At 66.9% G+C, this 15,332-nt stretch carries 12 protein-coding genes; 6 read left to right on the forward strand and 6 right to left on the reverse strand.

Annotated features, from left to right (window positions below; genetic code table 11):
* Positions 1-214: 214 nt before the first annotated feature.
* Both R5W23_RS16435 and R5W23_RS16440 read left to right on the forward strand, forming a co-directional pair.
* On the forward strand, positions 215-1,633 hold the full coding sequence (locus R5W23_RS16435) for a putative sulfate exporter family transporter (protein WP_407936136.1): 1,419 nt from the start codon (positions 215-217) through the stop codon (positions 1,631-1,633).
* Between the two features lies 1 nt (position 1,634).
* Positions 1,635-1,805, forward strand: coding sequence for a hypothetical protein (locus R5W23_RS16440; RefSeq protein WP_320687235.1), 171 nt, complete (start codon positions 1,635-1,637; stop codon positions 1,803-1,805).
* Between the two features lie 116 nt (positions 1,806-1,921).
* On the opposite strand, the gene R5W23_RS16445 is transcribed toward R5W23_RS16440, so the two are convergent.
* Together R5W23_RS16445 and R5W23_RS16450 are read right to left on the reverse strand one after the other, a co-directional pair.
* Entirely contained in the window at positions 1,922-2,506 is a 585-nt protein-coding gene (locus R5W23_RS16445; protein ID WP_261189767.1) for a dual specificity protein phosphatase family protein, read from the reverse strand.
* Between the two features lie 64 nt (positions 2,507-2,570).
* Positions 2,571-3,935 carry a hypothetical protein gene (locus R5W23_RS16450; RefSeq protein ID WP_320687236.1) on the reverse strand — a complete coding sequence of 455 codons (1,365 nt, stop codon included), beginning with the start codon at positions 3,933-3,935 and terminating at the stop codon, positions 2,571-2,573.
* 224 nt (positions 3,936-4,159) lie between these two features.
* Between R5W23_RS16450 and surE the strand changes: the two genes are divergently transcribed.
* Together surE and R5W23_RS16460 are read left to right on the forward strand one after the other, a co-directional pair.
* The gene (gene surE / locus R5W23_RS16455) at positions 4,160-4,939 is read left to right on the forward strand and encodes a 5'/3'-nucleotidase SurE (RefSeq protein ID WP_320687237.1); all 780 of its coding nucleotides are present in this window, start codon (positions 4,160-4,162) and stop codon (positions 4,937-4,939) included.
* 265 nt (positions 4,940-5,204) lie between these two features.
* Complete coding sequence (locus tag R5W23_RS16460; protein WP_320687238.1) at positions 5,205-5,666, forward strand: NADAR family protein; 462 nt, start codon at positions 5,205-5,207, stop codon at positions 5,664-5,666.
* 56 nt (positions 5,667-5,722) lie between these two features.
* On the opposite strand, the gene R5W23_RS16465 is transcribed toward R5W23_RS16460, so the two are convergent.
* On the reverse strand, positions 5,723-6,994 hold the full coding sequence (locus tag R5W23_RS16465; RefSeq protein WP_320687239.1) for a hypothetical protein: 1,272 nt from the start codon (positions 6,992-6,994) through the stop codon (positions 5,723-5,725).
* A gap of 484 nt (positions 6,995-7,478) precedes the next feature.
* Between R5W23_RS16465 and R5W23_RS16470 the strand changes: the two genes are divergently transcribed.
* Positions 7,479-9,662: a S8 family serine peptidase gene (locus R5W23_RS16470; protein WP_320687240.1), complete on the forward strand. Its 2,184-nt coding sequence runs from the start codon at positions 7,479-7,481 to the stop codon at positions 9,660-9,662.
* Between the two features lie 159 nt (positions 9,663-9,821).
* On the opposite strand, the gene R5W23_RS16475 is transcribed toward R5W23_RS16470, so the two are convergent.
* Positions 9,822-10,382 (reverse strand): inorganic diphosphatase, encoded by a 561-nt coding sequence (locus R5W23_RS16475; RefSeq protein ID WP_261189773.1) that lies wholly within the window; start codon positions 10,380-10,382, stop codon positions 9,822-9,824.
* Positions 10,383-10,615: 233 nt separating this feature from the next.
* On the opposite strand from R5W23_RS16475, the gene R5W23_RS16480 reads away from it, so the two are divergent.
* Positions 10,616-13,957 (forward strand): protein kinase domain-containing protein, encoded by a 3,342-nt coding sequence (locus R5W23_RS16480; protein WP_320687241.1) that lies wholly within the window; start codon positions 10,616-10,618, stop codon positions 13,955-13,957.
* A gap of 360 nt (positions 13,958-14,317) precedes the next feature.
* On the opposite strand, the gene R5W23_RS16485 is transcribed toward R5W23_RS16480, so the two are convergent.
* Both R5W23_RS16485 and R5W23_RS16490 read right to left on the reverse strand, forming a co-directional pair.
* Positions 14,318-14,674, reverse strand: coding sequence for an Hsp20/alpha crystallin family protein (locus tag R5W23_RS16485; protein ID WP_261189775.1), 357 nt, complete (start codon positions 14,672-14,674; stop codon positions 14,318-14,320).
* A gap of 55 nt (positions 14,675-14,729) precedes the next feature.
* Positions 14,730-15,164 (reverse strand): Hsp20/alpha crystallin family protein, encoded by a 435-nt coding sequence (locus R5W23_RS16490; RefSeq protein WP_320687242.1) that lies wholly within the window; start codon positions 15,162-15,164, stop codon positions 14,730-14,732.
* Between the last annotated feature and the right edge of the window lie 168 nt (positions 15,165-15,332).

The raw sequence follows: 15,332 nt of genomic DNA on the forward strand, positions 1-15,332 counted from the left end.
TCATGTATGAGAATCGGCACCCGTCGAGCGTAGAGGACGTTTTTGTCTGCCGATGCCGCGGGAACCGTGTGCATAGCCCCTCCGCCGTCTCGGGTCATCGGTCCGCCCGGTCCCGCCGAGCCGGTGCGTGGACGGCGCGCGACACCGGGGATAGAACTATCGTCGCTATTCCCGCCCGGACACCGTGCCCCCTTCCTACGACACCTTCTACGGCATGAAATCCTGGTTCCGCTCCGAGGACGTGCTCTCCGTCCTGATCGGCGTCGCGGTCATCGGACTCAGCCTAGCCACTCTCACCGGGTGGAACCTGCTCGGCTGGTCGGTGAAGGTCAACGAATGGGTCGCCCCCGCGCAGGCGGTCGCCCCGTCTTCTCGGGCGTTCACGGCCCTGACCGGCCCGGGCGCGCTGGCCGCCACGTTCGCGTTTCTGCTCGGGGTGCTGTCCGCGGGTGCGGCATTCCTCCGGGCGTCCCCCGGCCGCTTCGCCGTGCGGTTCGCCGTGCTGTTCGTGCTGGCGTTCGCCTGCTGGGCGGCGGGCCATAACGCCTACATCGCGGCCAACCCGAACAAGCTGCCGCCCGGCGTGTCGTGGTCTCTCGGGCTGACCGGCGAAGCCGGGTACCTGCTCGCCCTCATCGGCGGCCTGCTCATCGGGAACTTGGCGCCGCGGACCGCGGCGTGGTTCAAGGACGCGGCCCGGCCGGAGCTGTTCATCAAGGCCGGGATCGTGATCTACGGTGCGGTGCTCGGGGCGAAGGCCGCCGAGGAGTCCGGGCGGGCGACCGCGATCCTGTTCCGCGGGCTGGCGGCGATCGTCGAGGCGTACCTGATCTACTGGGCGGTGGTCTACCTCCTCGCGCGAAAGGTCTTCGGGTTTAGCCGGGAGTGGGCCGCCCCGCTCGCCTCCGGCATCTCCATTTGCGGGGTGACGGCGGCGATCACCACCGGGGCGGCCATCCGCGCCCGGCCGATCGTGCCGGTGATGGTGTCGTCCCTGGTGGTGGTGTTCGCGGTCATCGAGATGCTCGTTCTGCCGGGTCTGGCCCGCGTGCTGCTGCCGGACGACCCGATGGTGGCGGCCGGGTGGATGGGGCTGGCGGTGAAAACGGACGGGGCGGCGTTCTCCAGCGGGGAGATGACCGCCGGGCTGTACTTCCCGGACCCGAACGACCCGGCGCGGAAGTGGATGGCCCTGACCACGACGACGGTCAAGGTGTTCATCGACGTGTTCATCGGCGTGTGGGCGGTCGTGCTGTCGGTGGTCTGGGCGTGGAAGATCGACAAGCGGGAGGAGAACCGCGGGCTCCCGTTGCGGGAGATCTGGGAGCGGTTCCCGAAGTTCGTGTTCGGGTACGCCCTGACGTTCGGCGGGTTCTTCGCGACCGGCCTGATCGCCCCGCACGTCATCCCGGCCCTGAAGCAGGGGACCGACCAAGCGGACGTGTTCCGGCGGCTGTTCTTCGTACTCACGTTCTTCAGCATCGGGCTGGCGACGAACGTGCGGCGGCTGTGGGCGGAAGGGCTGGGGCGGCTGGCACTGGTGTACGTGGTCAGCCTGTTCGGGTTCGTCATCTGGGTCGGGCTGGCGATTTCGTGGCTGTTCTTCCACGGGGTCCCGGCGGGGGGGAAGTGAGATGGAGAACCGTCCGTCCGACGACGACACCGCTCGCGAACTGGCGAAGGTGGAAGCGGAGCCGCTGCTGCCGGCCGAGAAGTGGCTGATCGGCGGGAGCCTCGCCCTCGGCGTCCTGCTGCTCGGCGTCCTGCTGTGGGTCAGCAAGGTGTGGTTCCCGACCGGCTCGTAATACACGAACCTGCCTGCGGCTCGTCAGCAAACGTTACGAACAGCCCCTGTCGTGCGCCTCGATAAGTCGTGGTGGCCGCCGGGCGATTCCCGCGTGACGGGCGGGTACCGCCGTCCCTATTTGGTCGCCTTCCCGCGCGGTTTGTACTCGCGCAGGTACACAGAAATGTGTTCGTGCATGTCCTCGGGATCGAACCCGTAGAGCTGCATCTCGGCCATCGCCCGGTCGGCGCTCCACCCGTGGTGCTCCATGCGGAAGATGGCGCACATGGTTCCGGTGCGATGAATGCCCGCGAAGCAGTGAACCAGAACGGGATGGTTCTCTTTCGCTCCCACGACCGCCAGAAACTCCCGCACCGCCTGCTCCGCCGGGATCTCGCCCTTCTCGTTCGCTCCCCACACCCGGGGCACGATACGCACGTGCTTCAGCCCTTTGGCCGCGCACACCCCCTGTTCCCAACTGTCGGGCGGTGGGGCGGCCGTGCGAGAGGTGCGAAGCGACACCACCGTTCGGATGCCGTGGTCGCGGATGACGCCGTCCAGCCCAGCGGGCGTGAGCTGCCCGCTCCGGTACAGGACCCCCTCCTCCACCACGCGGAAGTTCCGACGGTGCGTGTTCTCGTGAGTTGCATAGACCAGCGGGGCGGCGACGACCAAGGCCGCCGCCGTTACGCCGAGAACGAACCGCAATCGAGCCCGCATGAGTCCCTCCCGCCGTGCACCGGACGGGGAGATTATCAGTCGGACGGGATTTGTGAAAGGCGGATCACACGGCCAGCGGCTTTTCGTTCGCCGCACCCGGCCGCACCCGCCGCCACGCCGCTCCCGCCAGCCGGGTCAGCACGCGCCCCGACGCGAGCGGGGGCGGCTCCGCAGCCGTCAGGTTCGGTCGCAACACCATGAGCAGCACCAGCGGCAAATACCACAGCACGTACAGCCCGCCGTGGTCCGCGTGCCAGAACTGGACCCCGATCAAGATGGCAGCGGACTGCGCCACCAGATGCGACAGGTTCTTTCGCGCCGGCCAAATGATCGTGCTGACCACGAAGCCCACGAACAGCACGAACAGCGGCAGGCGGTACGCCCAGTGCGTCCCGCTCCAGACGCTCTCGGTTGTCGGCGGCGCCCACGGCTTCCAGTACGCGAGGTTCAGCGCCTCCACCGCCCCGCGCCCCGTCGGGCCGGCGAGCCACAGCACAAGTGCCGTTATCCCGATGCTGACGGCGCTGGCCGTCAAAAATGCGAACCCGAACCGCATCGCGCCGCGCCGGCTGAAGAAGCCGAACCACAACGGAAACAGTAGCGCCGGGAACACCCCGCACCCCACCGCCAACCCGAGGAGCGCCCCGGCGAGCGTCGGCCGGCGGTAACAGAAGATCGCCCACACCAAAAACGCGGTGGGCAGAACGTGGTGGAACTGTCCCACGTTGTACGCGGTGTACGGCACCAGCGTGTACAGCGCGGCGGCGGCGACGCCGGTGGTAATGTCCCCGAAGTGGCGCCAGCCGATCATCAGCAGCCCGACCAGCACGGCGGCGTGGCCGAGCATCGCGAGGCTGCGCTCGGCCCAGAAGCGCACCGCCTCGCGCGACGCGTGCCCGCCGTTGGTGTCCTGGGCCTGCTGGACGACCGCGGTCGCGGTGTCCTGCACCTGGTCGATGGTCGCGGACTTCTTACCCACCGGTTGCTGGTTCGCCTGATCGGGGGTCGGGCGCGTCGCCACCGCGGTGAGGCCCACGAACAGCGCCACCCCGAGCCACGCGAGCCCGGGCGTGTTCAGATTCGTGGTGAGCGGCGGGCGCCTCACGAGCGCCGAATCGAGTATGGCGCGCAGGAACCAGAACAGCGACCCGGCCAGCACCCAGACGTAACCCAGGGTGCGCTCGCGGCCGGCGCGCTGGGCCAGCCCGCCGCCGGGGTCGCCGCCCTCCCGCACGGCCGTGTCGAGGTCGGCGGCCTCCCGCAAAATCAAGAACCCCGGGACCAGCAAGAACAGCATCAGCAGGTCCAGGTTCCGGACCGACAGCAGGCGGTTGAACTGGAAAAACAGCGCGACGGTAAGGAACAGCGAGAAGTAGAACCACGTCGCGGCGTTGGGGAGTCGGAAGTCGAGAAATATGGACGCTTCCACGGCATCAAATCCCGGTCGGACGGTTATCGAGTCGCGATGCGGGCAGCGCGCCGAACAGTTAGTTGATACGCACTCCGCGAGTACCCGTCAACCGACCCGCGCGACCCGCCGAATCGCCGCACCCGTGGCACCCAGCAAGTTCGATACAACCACCCCGCCCGGGCGGTCCGCGGCGTAGAATCTCTTCCTGAACCGGCGCCAGCACTTCGCGAAGGTTGAACGCAATGCGGATCCTGCTCACCAACGACGATGGCATTTACGCCCCTGGCTTGCGCGCGCTCCGCTCGGAGCTGATGAAACTCGGAACGGTCACGGTGGTGGCCCCGGCAACCGAGCAGAGCGCCGCCGGCCACTCGGTGACGCTCCTCACGCCGCTCCTCGTCAACGAGGTGTTCGAGGACGACGCTAAGACGTTCGTGGGGTGGGCGGTCGAGGGGCGCCCCGCCGACTGCGTCAAGCTCGCGCTGCTGGAACTGCTCCCGCAGCCCCCGGACGTCATCATCAGCGGGATGAACGCGGGCAGCAACGCCGGCATCAACGTGCTGTACTCGGGCACCGTCGCGGCGGCCATCGAGGGGGCGTTCTACAAGCAGACCGCAATCGCGGTGTCGCTGGAGTACGACAAGAAGATTTACGACTACCAGGCGGGGGCGCGTTACGCCCGCCAGGTGATCGAGCAGATCCTGGCGCAGGCCCCCGGCGCCGGGAGCCTGTTCAACGTTAACATTCCGGTACTGGAGCGCGGCCCGGTCCGCGGGGTGAAGGTGCTGCCACAGAACGTGTCGCCGTATGTGGAGAAGTTCGACCGGCGGGTGAACCCGCGCGGGCGGACGTACTTTTGGGCCAGCCCGGAGTTCACCTGCCCGGAGCCGCACCCGGACACCGATGTCGATGCGCTGCGCGAGAGCTACATCACGGTCACGCCGCTCCAGTTCGACCTCACCGATCACGTCCGGATGGCGCAACTGAAAAAATGGGAGTGGACGATCGATAACCGGTCGTAACTGGGGTGTGAGGTCAAAGCGTCTTCTTCACACCCCGGCGCCGAAACCGTCAACAACAACCACCAATCCGACAAAAGCTCGCGCACGAGGAACGGGCCGCGTGTTCGATAACACGGGGGCAGGTTCAGAAACCAAGAGACGACAACGCCCCGCTGTCATTCGGCCGCGCCCGGGCCGCCGCGTCGCCCCGATCGGTCACGGGGCGCGAACCACCGTGCGCCGCCGCGCCTCTTGCACAACACCCCAAACGCCCCGAGGCCCACCGATGTCCGCCCCCGCTCCCCCGGTCATCAACTTCTACTCCACCACCGGTGAGTACGGTTGCTTCTCGAACTTCTCCCGCCACCCGGTCTTCGTGCGGGGGAAGCGGTGGCCGACCAGCGAACACTTTTTCCAAGCGATGAAGTTCGAGGGCACCGAGCACGAGGAGCGAGTGCGGCTCGCCAAGCGGCCGATGGACGCCGCCAACATGGGACGGGACCGGAAGCGCCCGCTCCGGCGCGACTGGGAACGTGTGAAGGAACGAATCATGCTGGACGCATTGCGTGCCAAGTTCACCCAGCACGAGGAGCTCAAGGCGGTGTTGCTCGGAACCGGCAACGCGATCCTGGTGGAGCAGACGGCCAACGATTCGTACTGGGGAGACGGCGGCGACGGGAGCGGCAAGAACCGACTCGGCCAACTTCTGATGCGGCTCCGCGAGGAACTGCGGGCCGAGCAAACGTAAGTCGAACAGCATCGCCGGCCGCGGCAGCCGCGGCCGGCGACACGTTGGAAAGCGAATCAGGGACCGAACCCGCCGGCGGGCGTGCCGTTAAACCCGAGCCCGATGTAGAACCGCGGCTCCTGGAAGAACGCCCCGTCACCCGTCACGAGTGCGAGGTCTTGCAGAACGAAGTCCGGGTTGCCGTTCGGCAGGAACGCGAAGGTGGCGGTGTCGTCGTCTTCCGAGTCGTAGTAGGCCAGGCCGCGGCTCTGGGGCGTGAGGTACCCGGTGACCATGTTCACCACCCGCGTATACCCGGCCGGGTATGGGGTGAACGTGAGCTCGGGGAGCCCGCGGCCATCGAACACCTTCACCTGCGGCGCGGTGCCGAGGTTCGGCGTGATCTGGCCCACGTAAATTTCGGCCCCGCGCACCCCGTCCGTGCTCCCAGCGGCGAGGGTCACGCCCTGTGATGTGGCCGGATCGAACGCGAAGAACGAGAGCCGCTGCACGATCGCCCCGGTGGAGACGTTGAACGCTTTGACGTGCGCGCTGCTGGTCGCCGAGCCGACGATGATTTCGTCGTAGGCGTTCGTATCCACGCCGGTCGTCGCGAAGTTCGCCGACTGGGTGGTGTCGATGCTGCCCGCCGCCACCGTCACCCCGCCCCGGTACCCCAGATCGAACGCCAAGAAGCTGCGGAGGATGGTGCCAGCGGCGTCGGTCACGACCACGTGCGGGCTGCCGCCTGACGCGGCGCCGACGATGATCTCTTGCTTGAAGTTCTGGCTCACCGTGCCGCCCGGGTACCCGCCGGCCGCGATCCCGCCGAGTACGTTACCGACTGCGATGTTAACGCCGCCGCGGAACCCCGGGTCGAACGCATAGAAGCTGCCCAGCTCGGTTCCGTTGGCGGAAAACACTTTCACGTGCGGCGGGCCGTTGCCCGCGACCGCGGCAATGATCTCCAGCTCACCGTCACCGGTCACGTCCCCGACTGCCACGTTGATCCCGCCGGTGAACCCGGCGAACGGGACGAACGAGACGACCGGTTCGGCGTTCCCGACGACCGTGCCGTCGAGCCGCCAGACCCGGACCGTCCCCAGCGTGCCCGGCCCGGTTCCGGTCACGTACTCGTTCTGCGCGGTAAAGACAGTGCTGGGCGAGAAGTCCGGGATCAGGTCGCCGACGGCGATGCTCAGCCCGCCGGTGGGCACGCTCACGCCGTTCACCGCGAGTTGTTCCACCCCGCCGGGGCGGGCCAGGAACGTCGGTGTGGTCCGGTCCTCAAGGTTCTCGACCGACAACCGGGCCGGGCGGGACCCGGGCGGTCGGGACGGGGTCGACATATCTTCCTCCGTGAGAGCCGCCGCGGCCGCGTGGGGTTCTGTGGGTCCGCAAGCGAGGTAGCGAGATATGTTATGAGTCTACCTTTTGGAACCCGCGCCACAATTAAGATTCGGTGATGGCGGCACGGCTTCTGTGCCGCCGCGCGTTAGAACCGGCGGCGCAGGGCGGGGTCTGCCGGGAGGGCGCGATTGTTCCGCACGGCGCCACCGGCAGGCACGACAAGTGTGGCGGAACTGGACCGAAGTAACGCCCCCAGCCCGGTGCGTTTTTCCCAAATCGCTCTAGAACCCGCTGTTTTGCGGCGATAGACTGCGTACTAATCGGATTCGCAAGTTTCTGGTCCGGGTTTCTGTTGATTGCACCGCCACACAACCGACCGGCGGCGTTCGTCCTTAATCAATTGGCAATCCGCGACTTGAAACCGTTTGAACTGACCTACCGAAACCCAACCATCCATCACTGTTGTACCGACAGGGGTTCTTTATGGCTTCTTCGCGTGGCCCGCGCGCCGGTCGGGCGTTTCTGCACATGGAGCCCCTGGAAGATCGGCTCACGCCCTCAGGAGACACGCTCCAGCACATCACCGCCCCGCTCGTGGCGATCAACGGCAACCAGTACGCGGCCGACCGCGTGCTCGTGGTCATGAACCGCGGCGCGAGTGCGGCCGGCGTTTCAGCCGCCCCTTTCGTTCGGAGTGCCCGGCACATCGGGTTCGACATCTACAGCGTCCAGCTCGCCGCCGGTACTGACCTCAACGGGGCGATCTCCTACTTCAGCGCGCTGCCGGGGGTTGAAGCGGCCGAACTGGACCAGATCGTCCAGGCCCGGCGCACGCCCAACGACGAGCGGTACGACACCTCGTTTTACGGCCCGCAGAAGATCGGGGCCGAAACCGTTTGGGACAGAACCACCGGTAACCCGAACTTCGTGGTCGGGGTGATCGACAGCGGGGTCGATTACACGCACCCGGACCTAGCGGCGAACATCTGGACCAACCCGGGCGAGGTGCCCGATAACGGGATCGACGACGACGGCAACGGCTACATCGACGACATCCACGGGTGGGACTTCGCGAACAACGACAACGACCCGATGGACCTGGAAGGCCACGGCACCCACGTGGCCGGCACCATCGGCGCGGTCGGGAACAACGGGATCGGGACGGCCGGGATCAACTGGAACGTCAAGATCATGGCCCTGAACTTCCTCGGGCCGGGGCTGTACAGCGGATCGATCAGCGCCGAAGTTGAAGCGATCCACTACTCGGTCATGATGGGCGTCAAGGTCACCAACAACAGTTACGGCGGGTTCGGCACGAACCGCGCGGAGGCGCGGGCCATCGCCGAAACGATGTTCGCCGGCCAGATCTACGTTGCCGCGGCCGGGAACGATGGCCTGAACAACGACGGGGTCTTTGCGAGTTACCCGGCCGCATACTCGGCCAACTTCAACAACGTGGTCACGGTCGCGGCGACGGACGTCGACGACCAACTCGCCAGCTTCTCGAACTACGGCGCCCGCACGGTCATGCTCAGCGCGCCGGGCGTCGCGATCTTGAGCACGGTACCGCAGAGCGTCGATGGCGACGGCGTCGTGGATGGGTACGACACCTACAACGGCACGTCGATGGCGACCCCGCACGTGGCCGGGGCCATCGCGCTGTACTGGGGAGCCAACCCGACCCTCACGTACCAGCAGGTCATCAACAAGCTCAAGAGCTCGGTGGATAAGCTCCCGCAACTGGCCGGGTACGTGTCCACCGGCGGGCGGCTGAACGTCGCGAAGATGTTCAGCGAGCCGACCATCCCGCCCGTCGTGATCGGCGCGGCGGCCGGCAGCGATGTGGTTCGGGTGCTGGCCCCGGGCGGCACCACCCAGCAGTCCCTGACCCCGCACCCGGGGTTCCTGGGCGGGGTCGTGGCCGCGGCCGGCGACATCAACAACGACGGGGTGGCCGATGTCGTCACCGCGGCCACGTTCGGCGGGCACGTCAAGGTGTTCGACGGCAAGACCAACGCCCAACTGCGGAGCTTCTACGCCTTCCAGGGGTACCAGGGTCCGGTCAGCCTCGCGATCGGTGACGTGAACGGCGACGGGATCGGCGACATCATTGTGTCGGCCAACCTGAACGGGCACGTCAAGGTGTTCGACGGCAAGACCGGCGCCCAAACGTTCAGCCAACTCCTCTACCAGGGTTATGCGGGCTCGGTGTCGGTGACCGTGGCCGACACCGACGGCGACGGGATCAACGAACTGCTCGCCGCCGCCAACGGCGCGCAGGGCGTCCACATCAAGTCGTACCGCGCGGGGGCCACGGCCGGGACGATGGTGCTGCGGGACTCCTTCCTGGCCACCAAACCCAACACGTCGTGGTCCAGCTTCAGCCTCGCGGCTGCCGACATGGACTACGACGGCATCCCCGAGTTGCTGGTGTCGCAAGGGCCGCAGGTCCGGGTTCTGGATGCCCGCACCCGGGCCGTCCGGGCCGACTTCTTGGCGTTCGACCCGCTCTCACAGGACCGCATCACGGTGCAAGGGGCGCGCTACACCGGCGACCCAACGGCCGAGATCATTGTGGTCGACGAGACCCGGGGCAGTTCGCATGTGAAGGTGTTCACCGGCCCGAATTACACCCTGCACGACTCGTTCATCGCCGGCACCCGTTAATGCAAAAGCTTGCGGCCTCGAACAACACCGTTCGAGGCCGCGGGCGCTGCAAAACGGATCGAGTCGCAGTCACCGAATCGCACGTCTTCCAGCGTCATAGCCGCCCCCAGGCCGCAGCAACATACGGCGGCCTGGGGGCGGCTATGACGTTCCGCGCGGTCAGTCGTGGACGCTTCCGAGGGACGACCGGAACCGGTCCACCGACAACCGCACCTCCGCGGTCCCTTCTTCCCCGGACGCCCACCCGAGCGCTTCCACGGACACTCCTTCCAGGTGCTTGTAGGTGGTGAAGAAGAACTCCACCTCGCGGGCGAAGTGGGCCGGCACGTCTTCGAGCTTCCGGATGTGGGCGAACAGCGGGTCCTTGTGCGGCACCGCCAGCACCTTGAAGTCGTTCGAGCCCTTGTCCTTCATGCGGAAAATGCCGACCACCCGGGCCTCGATCAGGCACCCGGAAAACGTCGCCTCGTTCACCATGACTAGCGCGTCGAGCGGGTCGCCGTCCTCGGCGAGCGTCTGCGGGATGAACCCGTAATCGCCCGGGTACACCGCGGAGCTGTAGAGGTAGCGGTCGAGCTTGATGAGCCCGGTCACCTTATCGACCTCGTACTTGTTCCGCTTGCCCTTGGGGATCTCGACGATCACGTTCACGACCGCGGCCTCGCCGGTCCCGGGTGGGATCATCATGTAATCGCGAATGTAGTCGCGGCGCGCGAACATACGGGGTCCCTGTGTGTCGTCGGCGGTCTGTGCCGAATGATAGGGTACAGCCGGAGCCCGCAGAAGTCAGGTCCGGGCCACTTCAGGCCGAGTTGCGGTTTTCAGGTGCGGTCAGAAGGGACATGCGGTTCACAGCGGAACGGAGCGGCAACCGGCCGGTCCGGATCGAAGCCCCCCCCCAAGATCGGTGCTAACGTTTGTTTGGAACCTGCCGCTGGACCCGGAGCTTGCGCATGGCCGTGCCCGCCAATGCTCACCCCGTCACCGACCCCGAACGCACGCAGAACTCGCTCGGCAGCGCCGACCAGACGGTGCTGAGCGGCCCGAAAGACGGGGGGCACTGGTACGGGTTCGGACCTCCAACCGAAAAGGGCGATCTCGGCTCACTCGGGCCGTACCGGGTGCTCAAACAGCTCGGCAAGGGCGGCATGGGGGCCGTGTACGCGGCCGTCGACAGCCGCCTCGACCGCAAACTGGCGCTCAAAGTGATGCTCGCGGAGGCGGCGGCGGATGCCGACGCCAAGGAGCGGTTCCTGCGAGAAGCGCGGGCGGCAGCGCAGGTCGAGCACGACAACGTGGTCACCGTGTACGAGGCGGACGAGCGGAACGGGATCCCCTACATCGCGATGCAGCTCCTTCAGGGCTACCCGCTCGACTCGTTCCTGAAGAAGAAAGGAACGCCCACCCTCCCGCAGACCCTGCGCCTGGCCCGCGAGGCCGCGGCGGGGCTCGCGGCGGCGCACCGGATCGGGCTCGTCCACCGCGACATCAAGCCCGGGAACCTGTGGCTCGAAGCCCCCCACGGGCGCGTCAAGGTGCTCGACTTCGGCTTGGCAAAGCCGCTCCACGCGGACGCCGAGCTGACCCAGAGCGGCATGGTGGTGGGCACCCCGGCCTACATGTCGCCCGAGCAGGCGCGGGGGGCGCGGGTGGACGCGCGGAGCGACCTGTTCAGCCTCGGAACGGTGCTGTACCGGCTTTGCGCCAACCGGTTGCCGTTCGACGGGCCGACGACAATGGCCGTGCTGATGGCCCTCGGAACCGACGACCCGGCGCCGGTGCGCGAGCTGAACCCGCAGGTGCCCGATCCGCTCGCGGCCTTGATCCACCAGTTACTCGCCAAGGAGCCCGACGAGCGCCCGCAGTCGGCCGAAGAGGTGGTGCGGCGGCTGCTCGCAATCGCGAGCAGCACCGGGGCGTCGCAGGTCGTGGTCACCCAGCCCCCCCGAGTCGTGTGTGTGCCGGTGTCGGTAACCGCGGCGCCCGAAACGAACCCGTTCGCGGACCTGGGCGAGACCGCGGCCGAGAGCCTCGCCCCGCCCCCGACCGAGCCACGACAGCCCGTTCGAAAGGTCCGGCCGCCGGTGTGGGCGGCGGTGGGTGTTGCGGCGTTGCTGGCGCTCGTGGGCGCCGGAGCCGTTCGCCTCGGCCCGCGCGGGAGCGGCCCGGAGACAAAAGCCGCGCCCCCGGACCCGATTTCGGGGGCCGCGGTCCCGAAGGGCAAGCCGCGCGCAACGGCCACGGCCGATCAGGACCGATCCGCGGCCGAGTGGGTGCTGTCGCTCAACGGGACGGTCCGGGTGAACGAGGACGAGCGCGAGATCCGCTCCCCCGCCGATCTGCCAAAGGACCGGTTCGTGCTGACGGGGGTCGATCTCAGCGACCGCTCGGTTGCGGATGTCGACCTCGCCCGCCTCAAGGGCTGTCAGGCCCTCACGCACGTGGCCCTCAACGGCACGAACGTGACCGACGCCGGTCTCAGCGGCCTGAAAGGCCTGTCGAATTTAACCCACCTGAGCCTCGCGCGCACCGGCATCACGGACATCGGGCTGGCCGAGGTCCAGGCGTTCCCGCTGCTCACCTCGCTCGGGGTCCAAGGCACCGCGGTGTCCGACGCCGGACTGGCCGTCGCGCGGGAGTTCCCCGCGCTCACGCACCTCGACCTGGCCGGCACCAAGGTAACCGGCACCGGATTGTGTCACCTGAAAGGGCTGAAGGGGCTCACGCTGCGGCTCGACGGTACCGCGTTGACGGACACGAACCTGTCGTACCTGCGGGATGTGACCGGGCTGGTCGAGCTGTCGCTGATCGACACGCCGCTAACGGACATGGGGCTACCGCTCCTCCGCGACCTCAAAGCGCTGGGGGCGCTAGACGTGCGCAAGACGCGAGCCACGCCGGCCGCGCTGATGGCATTACACAAGTCAATGCCGGGGTGCCGAATTCAGCACGACGGGGGACACGTCGAGCCGTTCGACGTAAACCGACTAGCGGCCGAATGGGCGCTCTCGGTCGGCGGCATGGTGGACGTGAACGGCGAGCGCCGCAACATCAGGAACGCGCAAGACTTACCACAAGGACCGATCACACTCACACGCGCGAACTTATCCGATCGCCCCGTTAAGGACGACGACCTCGCGCGCTTGGCCGGTTGCACCGGGCTGACCGACCTCATACTCCATGAAACCGGCGTAACCGACGCCGGGTTGGGGTACTTAAAGAACCTCACGCGGCTCCAATTCCTGAGCCTCACCGGCACAGAAGTGACGGACGCCGGACTGGCCCGTCTCAGGGAGCACAAATCCCTGACGATCCTGCATCTCAGCAACACGAAAGTGACGGACGCTGGGTTGGCTCACCTAGCGAACCTCACAACCTTGGGACACATTCACCTCGACGGAACGGTGGTGTCGGACGCGGGACTCGCGCACCTGAAAGGGCTCACAGACCTTAAAACGCTGGGGTTGTCTCAGACCCGCGTGATCGGGCCGGGTTTGGCTTACACCCGGGGCATGAAGCGGTTGGACGCGATCTACCTCAATGAAACCGGCGCGACCGACGAGGCGTTCGCCCATCTGTCACAGCACCTCACCCTTCGGCACCTTGGCGCCGACGGTACGGGCCTCACGGACGAAGGTATGGCTCACCTTCGCAAGCTCACCGGCCTGATCGCGTTGAACGTGAGCGGCACCCGGATCGGGGACGCCGGCCTGCTGCAACTCGCCGACAGTCAGGGGCCGACGCAGCTCACGGTACGCAACACCAAAGTGACGCCGCGCGGGTTGCACGCGCTTCATGCGACCGGCCCGTGGCGCACGATCATTTGGAGCGGCGGGCAAATCGGCCCCACCGAAGCAGACCGGTCGGCAGCGCGGTGGGCGCTGGCGGTGGGCGGACGGGTGCGAGTCGGCGGGGTGCCTGAGGAGATCTTAGCCGCGAACGAGCTACCGAAACGTAAATTCGTCGTGGTGGCCCTAGGGCTCAATGGACTCGCGGTGACCGACAGCGAGCTTTCGGCCCTCAAGTACCTTAGCGGGTTGGCGCAACTCGATCTCGGCGGGTCCGCGATCACAGACGCCGGCCTACCCCACCTGAAGGGCCTATCGGGCCTCCGTCGTCTGGGGCTCTCGGACACCAAAATCACCGACGACGGGCTCAGTCTTCTTAAACCCATCCCGCTGACGGACCTCGATCTGCGGGGCACTCCCGTCACCCAAACGGGAGTAGAAGACTTCCGTTTGGCCTTACCCGGGTGCAAAGTCGAGTGCGCAGGTCCGCCGGGCCTAAAGAAGTAGCGTTCGGCCGGCTTGCTTGCCCGTATCGCTGTGGCGCAAGCGCGACCCGTTAGAATTTCTCATACCGAATCCAGTCGCTTCGAGTTCGCACCTCGGAACGGTGCGTTGGGTCGGAGTGTGGTCCGCTCACGGAGTGAGAGGTGGCTCGGCGTCTCGGATGCGCGTTGCGCACAACGACGGAGCGGATCGGATCCGCGGAGCGACCGCTCACGGAGTGAGCGGACCACACTCCAGGCAGAACCGCGGTACGGCCCGAACTTGAAACGACTGGGATCGCAATTCCCACGGCACACCAACACGCCATTATCGACAGGCAGGCGGCCGGACCATACGATCCGGTCGCCCGCATATCACGCATTCTTATCCACGGACCGCTATTCGTTTCGGCTTGATGGCCTCGGTCTTCGGCAGTTTGACGGTGAGCACGCCGTCCTTGAGTTCGGCACTGATCTTGTCCGCCGCGATCGTGTCCGCCACCGCAAACGATCGGGAGTACGCGGTCGGGGCCGCGTCACGAGGCGCTTGCCGGCGCCCGTGGATCATCATCTCCCCGTGCTCAAAGCGGATGTCCACGTCGTCGGGGTTCAGTCCGGGCACGTCTGCAAGGACCAAGAACTCGTGCTCGGTTTCCAGAATGTCCACGCGCGGGGACACGGTTGCCGCACGCGACGCTTCTGCCGCCGCCGGGGCGGCCGGCGCTTGTACCAAATTCGACATCGTTGAGACCTCCTCGGCGATTTTAAGGGTGTGGGTACAGGTTCCGGTTTCGCGCTCAGGCGCCCTTCACCTGAATCTTGCGCGGCTTCGCAGCTTCGTGCTTGGGTAAGGTGAGACGCAGCACCCCGGACTCGTACTTCGCATCGACCTTGTCGGCATCGACCAAGGTCGGCAAGGTCACCGTTCGCGCGAACTTGCCGAACGGGCGCTCCTGCCGGAGCCAGGACGCCCCCTCGAGCTTCGGCACGGCTCGCTCGCCCTGCACGGTCAGTTGGTTGCCACCGGTGACGGTAATTTCGAGCTTCGCGGCGTCGATGCCGGGCAAGTCCGCTTCCGCGTACACCGCGTGCTCGTCCTCCCACACGTTCAGTTCCGGGCCGGTCACCAGGTGCGAGTTGCTGAGGCGGTTCACCCACCGGGCGAACTCGTCCTGCGCCTGCGTCAGTTCGCTCCACAGCGAGCCGAACGGGTGCTGACGGTTACGGGTCATGTGTCGCTCTCCTCGTCTGTTGTTGGAGTTGTCTCGGGGTGTCGCCCCCGGTCACCGAATCTGAGTGCCGACCCCGGAAAAAAGATTCACCGATTTGTGCCCCCAGCGTGCTCGGCGCGCAAAGGCCGGGCTACCAAGGCTTTGGTACGCCGGTAGTCCGAACGCACA

It is taken from the genome of Gemmata algarum (assembly GCF_034097035.1).
Lineage (GTDB): Bacteria > Planctomycetota > Planctomycetia > Gemmatales > Gemmataceae > Gemmata > Gemmata algarum.

Excerpts from the sequence above, each read along its gene's own strand:
- R5W23_RS16440 (WP_320687235.1), top strand. The coding sequence starts at position 1,635 with ATGGAGAACCGTCCGTCCGACGACGACACCGCTCGCGAACTGGCGAAG.
- R5W23_RS16485 (WP_261189775.1), bottom strand. The coding sequence starts at position 14,674 with ATGTCGAATTTGGTACAAGCGCCGGCCGCCCCGGCGGCGGCAGAAGCG.
- R5W23_RS16460 (WP_320687238.1), top strand. The coding sequence starts at position 5,205 with ATGTCCGCCCCCGCTCCCCCGGTCATCAACTTCTACTCCACCACCGGT.
- R5W23_RS16470 (WP_320687240.1), top strand. The coding sequence starts at position 7,479 with ATGGCTTCTTCGCGTGGCCCGCGCGCCGGTCGGGCGTTTCTGCACATG.
- surE (WP_320687237.1), top strand. The coding sequence starts at position 4,160 with ATGCGGATCCTGCTCACCAACGACGATGGCATTTACGCCCCTGGCTTG.
- R5W23_RS16435 (WP_407936136.1), top strand. The coding sequence starts at position 215 with ATGAAATCCTGGTTCCGCTCCGAGGACGTGCTCTCCGTCCTGATCGGC.
- R5W23_RS16480 (WP_320687241.1), top strand. The coding sequence starts at position 10,616 with ATGGCCGTGCCCGCCAATGCTCACCCCGTCACCGACCCCGAACGCACG.
- R5W23_RS16445 (WP_261189767.1), bottom strand. The coding sequence starts at position 2,506 with ATGCGGGCTCGATTGCGGTTCGTTCTCGGCGTAACGGCGGCGGCCTTG.
- R5W23_RS16465 (WP_320687239.1), bottom strand. The coding sequence starts at position 6,994 with ATGTCGACCCCGTCCCGACCGCCCGGGTCCCGCCCGGCCCGGTTGTCG.
- R5W23_RS16490 (WP_320687242.1), bottom strand. The coding sequence starts at position 15,164 with ATGACCCGTAACCGTCAGCACCCGTTCGGCTCGCTGTGGAGCGAACTG.
- R5W23_RS16475 (WP_261189773.1), bottom strand. The coding sequence starts at position 10,382 with ATGTTCGCGCGCCGCGACTACATTCGCGATTACATGATGATCCCACCC.